General features: G+C 28.1%; 1 protein-coding gene and 1 pseudogene. Both read right to left on the reverse strand.

The window, feature by feature from the left end; translation table 11 throughout:
* Positions 1-583 (reverse strand): hypothetical protein (locus CAMP5082_RS08215; protein WP_337206430.1); only part of this gene is annotated, 583 nt, incomplete at its 3' end.
* Positions 567-983 (reverse strand): annotated as a pseudogene (locus tag CAMP5082_RS08220) (hypothetical protein); the annotation flags it as partial. The gene CAMP5082_RS08215 and the pseudogene CAMP5082_RS08220, both read right to left, overlap by 17 nt.

Below are 983 nucleotides of genomic sequence, written 5' to 3' on the forward strand. Positions count from 1 at the left end.
AATATTGTCCATTGCCCAGATGGATAGTTTGTGGAAAATATTGTATTTTTGGATTTAAAAAATTTATTATTATTTCTTTAGCTTTTTGTGATATATAGTAACTCAGCTCCTCTCCTTGAGTGAATATTACAAAGGCACCAAATGCTACCAAAGGTGCTGAATCTGGACATAATATACCAACCAAACTCACAATTCCAGCTGCAATTGCAGTCGCAGAAATACCAACTGTATAAACAATAGTTTCAACCCCTTCAGCTATAGCTTTAATAACTACCGACCTTTCGCCATTAAGGACATATTCTAAAGAATAATCCATAATTTTTAAAGTGTTTTCTGTTGGTTTGGTTATTATTCTTATTTTTCTTGCTATTGGTTCTAAAGTAGGATATTGCTTGGAGTAAGAATTTACGGTGTTTTTTAATCTATCTACAGTATCCCGCAAATATTGAGTTTTATCTTGTAAGTCTTCTATATCTTGTCTATTAAAATTTGCTATCCAATCCGGTATTATATCTTTTTTAGCAAACACAGCATTTTCTATACCTTGTCTATCTTCAGGACTTAAATTATTTTCCGCATGCATTTAATCTTCCTTTAGCAATATTTATGAAATAATTATATCTTTTTGCTTCATATATTGTTGGGTATATCATTTCTTGAATTTCGGTTTTTAGTTTTGTTTTATATAATAAATTCATTTTTTTATAAGAATTAATCATATTTTCTAATAACTGTTCTTTTTGAGGTATAGAACACATAAAGTTTTTATCTAGGCTTGAAGCAAATGGGATTAAATTAAAAAGAAAATAATCAGCATTAAAGGCTATTTTCATAAGCGCATAAGTGTCAGGCAATGCATCTATTTTGTTAATAAAAATGATATATCTATCCATAATGCTTATAAAATTATTCATTTCGTTTAAATTGGTAGTGCTATTAGAAGCAAGATAAAAATAATTAAGATTATTTTGCATTTGTAAAGT

It is taken from the genome of Campylobacter sp. LMG 17559 (assembly GCF_024723605.1).
GTDB lineage: Bacteria > Campylobacterota > Campylobacteria > Campylobacterales > Campylobacteraceae > Campylobacter_D.